This is a genomic window from Parvibaculum sp. (assembly GCF_035511255.1).
Classification (GTDB): Bacteria; Pseudomonadota; Alphaproteobacteria; order Parvibaculales; family Parvibaculaceae; genus Parvibaculum.
The window spans coordinates 1-4,217 of record NZ_DATKFR010000027.1; the positions used below are offsets into that span (position 1 = coordinate 1).

The following is a 4,217-nucleotide window of genomic DNA, read 5'->3' on the forward strand; positions in this document are numbered from 1 at the left end:
TCGCGAACGGACCGGCCTCGACCCGAACGGCACGCCCTCTCCCCCCGGGGCGTGCCGTTCTCTTTTTCCCGCGACGCAAGTTTTCCCGAGACGCAAGGCTGAACGAAGCATTGCCAAGGTTTAAGGCAATGTTCTCTTTCCCGTGCCGGGGTCCGCTCCCATGTCAAGGATGCACGGGATCATTCGGACAGGGAGAAGATGATGATCAGACTTGCAGCTTCGGCGGCGCTCGCCGCCTTTGTCGCTATGGCCGCCGCACCGGCCTTCGCCGCCACCGGCGACACGCTCTCGCAAAGCGACGCACAGGATCTCTGCGCCAAGCTCCAGACGCAGTATCAGGACCTCACACCGTTCAAGAAGGGGTTGCCCTACTGGAAGGACGCGAGCGCCGAAGCGCAGAAGGGTGAACAGGCCTGCAAGAACGGCAGTGCCCCGACGGGCGCCCGGGACATGCAGGCCGCGATCTCGGACATGTATGTGAAGCCCGATACGCTCTGACGCGCTGGTCCTCGGGCTTGACCTCAGGCGTCCCCGGCGCTCAGGCTCTTCAGCCGATAGAGCATGTCGAGCGCCTCGCGCGGCGTCAGTTCGTCGGGGTTGACCGCCTTCAATGCTTCTTCCGCCGCGCTCCTTTGCGGTGCGGTGGGGGCGGCCTTCACCGATGCCGAGAACAGCGGCAGATCGTCGATCAGCACATGGGCGCGGTCGCTCGAACCGTCCTTCTCCAGCGCCGTCAGAATTTCGCGCGCGCGATGGATGACGGCGGGCGGCAATCCCGCGAGCTTCGCAACCTGGATACCGTATGAACGATCGGCGGCGCCGGGGCCGACCTCGTGCAGGAAGACGACATCGCCCTCCCATTCCTTGACGCGCATCGTCGCGTTGGCGAGATGCGGCAGCTTCTCCGCGAGCGCCGTCAGCTCGTGGTAATGCGTCGCGAAAAGCGCGCGGCTCCTGTTCACCTCGTGCAGATGTTCGACCGCCGCCCAGGCGATCGAGAGCCCGTCGAAGGTCGCCGTACCGCGACCGATCTCGTCGAGGATGACAAGGGCGCGCTCGCCCGCCTGATTGAGGATCGCCGCCGTCTCGACCATCTCGACCATGAAGGTCGACCGGCCGCGCGCGAGATCGTCGGCGGCGCCGACGCGGGAGAAGAGACGGTCGACCGTGCCGATATGCGCATCTTCGGCGGGCACGAAACTTCCCATCTGGGCCAAAATCGCGATCAGCGCGTTCTGCCGGAGGAAGGTCGATTTACCGGCCATATTCGGGCCGGTGAGAAGCCAGAGGCGATGCGCCTCGTCGCCTTCGCCGGTGAGATCGCAATCGTTGGGCACGAAGGGCGTCGCGCTCGCCTCGCGTTCGAGGGCGGCCTCCACGACGGGATGGCGGCCGCCCTTGATACGGAAGGCAAGGCTTTGATCGACGCGGGGGCGCGTGTAGCGCCGCTCGACGGCAAGTTCGGCAAGCGCCGCCGTCGCATCGAGCGCGCCCAGCGCCGAAGCCGCACGCGCGATCACGTCGGCTTTTTCCAGCGTCGCGGCGACGAGTTCGTCGAAATGGCCGAGTTCGATTTCGAGGACGCGGCCCGCCGCCTCCGCGATGCGGCTGGCCAGATCGGCAAGTTCGCCGGTGGTGAAGCGCACGGCGTTCGCGAGCGTCTGTCGATGGATATAGCTCTGCGACAATGGCGGCGCCAGCATGCGCTCGGCATGTTTCGGCCCGACCTCGATATAGTAGCCGAGCACATTGTTGTGCCGGACCTTCAGGACCGAGATGCCCGTCTCGTCGGCATATCTCGATTGCAGGCCTGCGATCAGCCGCCGGCTCTCGTCGCGCAGCATGCGGAGTTCATCGAGCGGCGGCGAAAAGCCCGGCGCGATGAAACCGCCATCGCGCGCGATCAGCGGCAGCTCCTGCGCGAGCGCGGCGGCGAGACGGTCGCGCAGCGCGGCACCGGCGCTGCGGATCGAATCCGCGGCGGCGGCAATCTCCTTCGGCAAGGGCAACAGGCTCGTCGGCGCGCGGTCGAGCAGGCTTGCCAGTTCATGCGAGGCCGTCAGCCCGTCGCGGATCGCGGCCAGATCGCGGGGGCCGCCACGTCCGAGAGAAAGCCGCGTCAGCGCGCGCGCCATGTCGGGCGCCGCTTTCAATTCGGCGCGAAGCCTTGCCCTGAGATCGCGGGCTTCGACGAAGCATTCGACCGCATCGAGCCTTTCATTGACGGCCAGCGGATCGGTCAGCGGCGCGGCGAGGCGCGCGCTCAATTCGCGCGCGCCGGCGCCCGTCACCGTGCGGTCGATGGTCGCGAAAAGCGATCCCTTCGTCTCGCCCTTCAGCGTCTTCACCAGTTCGAGATTGGCGCGTGTCGCCGCATCGATCGCCATCGCCGCACCCGATGCGACGCGACTTGGCGGCTGCAACGCCGGCATGCGGCCGACCTGCGTCAGCTCCACATATCCGAGGAGCGCGCCCATCGCCGCGATCTCTGCCTTCGTGAAACTGCCGAAACCGTCCAGCGCACCGACGCCGAGATGCGTGGTCAGCCGGCGCTCGGCAGCGCCCGAATCGAAACGCGCGCCCGGAAGCGCCGTGACGGAGGCCACATGGCTCGCGATCAGCGCCGACAGATCCTCGTCGCGGAAAAACCCGTCGGCGACCAGAAGCTCGCCCGGATCGAGCCGCGCGAGTTCGGCGCCGAGCGCGCCTTCGGTAACGCTCGTCACCTCGAATTCGCCGGTCGAGACGTCTGCCCAGGCAAGACCGAAGCCCCGGTCGGCGCCGGTGCGGGCGAGCGCCGCCAGATAATTATGCGCGCGCGCATCGAGCAGCGTGTCCTCGGTCAGCGTACCGGGCGTCACCAGGCGCACAACCTCGCGGCGGACGACCGATTTCGCGCCGCGCTTCTTGGCTTCCGCCGGATCCTCGGTCTGTTCGCAGACGGCGACCTTGAAGCCGGCGCGGATCAGTCGTTCGAGGTAGCTCTCATGGGAATGGACGGGGACGCCGCACATGGCGATGTCCTGCCCGAGATGCTTGCCCCTCTTGGTCAGCGCGATGTCCAGCGCCTCGGCAGCCTTGACGGCATCCTCGAAGAACATCTCGTAGAAATCGCCCATCCGGTAGAAGAGCAGCGCATCCGGATAGGTGCGCTTGATCTCCAGATATTGCGCCATCATGGGCGTGGCGTCGGCCGGGATCGCCGGACCGGCATCGGCTGCCGGAGCGTCTTCCTCGAGCTGGGGCTCGATCTCGGGCGGCGGATTGACGGCGGGTTGTGACATGGGCGGAGCCTAACAGATCGATGCCAGCCGAAAAGAGGGGTTGGGAAATTCCGATCTTCAGGGCAAATCAACCGACTTCGCTTGTTATTAGGGGCCCGGGGGCCTAAAAAGCGGGCTCGCCCGCCCCTGTGGACAAGTCGATCGCACCCGCCCGGATTCCAGACCATCATGAGCAAAAAACGCCGCCAGTTCACCGACGAGGAAGCGCTCCTCTTCCATTCCCAGGGCAAGCCCGGGAAGATCGAAATCAACGCGACGAAGCCCATGGCGACGCAGCGCGACCTGTCGCTGGCCTATTCGCCGGGCGTCGCGGTGCCGGTGCGCGCCATCGCCGAGAACCCGGACGCGGCCTATGACTACACCTCCAAGGGCAATCTGGTGGCCGTGATCTCGAACGGCACGGCGATCCTCGGGCTCGGCGATCTCGGCGCACTGGCCTCGAAGCCCGTCATGGAAGGCAAGGCCGTCCTCTTCAAGCGTTTTGCCGACGTCGACTCGATCGACCTCGAAATCGACACCAAGGCGAAGGACCCGGACAGCTTCATCAACGCGGTCCGCTATCTCGGACCGTCTTTCGGCGGCATCAATCTCGAAGACATTTCGGCGCCGGATTGCTTCATCATCGAGAGCCGGTTGCGCGAACTGATGAACATTCCGGTCTTCCATGACGACCAGCACGGCACGGCGATCATCACGGCGGCCGGCCTCATCAACGCGCTTTACCTCACGGGCCGCGACATCAAGACGACAAAGATGGTCGTCAATGGCGCAGGATCGGCGGGCATCGCCTGTCTCGAACTCGTCAAGGCGATGGGCCTGCCGCATGAAAACGCGCTCCTCTGCGACACCAAGGGCGTCATCTATCAGGGCCGCACCGAGGGCATGAACCAGTGGAAGTCGGCGCATGCCGTTCCCACCAAGGCACGCACGCTC

Annotated in this window: 3 protein-coding genes; 2 read left to right on the forward strand and 1 reads right to left on the reverse strand. The window is 65.9% G+C overall.

What is annotated here, in order from left to right; translation table 11 throughout:
- The first annotated feature begins 198 nt into the window (after positions 1-198).
- Positions 199-498, forward strand: a complete 300-nt coding sequence (locus VMR03_RS00890) for a hypothetical protein (protein WP_325401341.1) — start codon at positions 199-201, stop codon at positions 496-498.
- Positions 499-521: 23 nt separating this feature from the next.
- On the opposite strand, the gene mutS is transcribed toward VMR03_RS00890, so the two are convergent.
- Positions 522-3,284, reverse strand: a complete 2,763-nt coding sequence (mutS, locus tag VMR03_RS00895) for a DNA mismatch repair protein MutS (RefSeq protein ID WP_414693137.1) — start codon at positions 3,282-3,284, stop codon at positions 522-524.
- 168 nt (positions 3,285-3,452) lie between these two features.
- Between mutS and VMR03_RS00900 the strand changes: the two genes are divergently transcribed.
- Positions 3,453-4,217: malic enzyme-like NAD(P)-binding protein (locus VMR03_RS00900; RefSeq protein WP_325401343.1), on the forward strand; the 765-nt coding region annotated here is incomplete at its 3' end.